Below are 281 nucleotides of genomic sequence, written 5' to 3'. Positions count from 1 at the left end.
TTAAATATTCTATATTTGTTCAATATGAATATTATAATTTACAACCTNNAATATATGTTTCATATATAGTTATTCTTGGTAATGTTCAATTATATNNNGGGCCATTTATAAAAGAAAATCATTCATATATTTATTCATATTTCTTAGCTGTTTTCTGTAATAATACATATGTACAAGCAGGATACCTTGTATTAAATAATATTCCACCAATTTCTTTATTAGGAACATTAGAAAATACAAATCAGANTCCAGAAATAGAAATTAATAAAACATATGTTATC

This window comes from Candidatus Nanopusillus massiliensis (assembly GCF_920984865.1).
The sequence above is the reverse complement of the archived record's forward strand: the minus strand, read 5'-3'. Positions refer to the sequence as shown.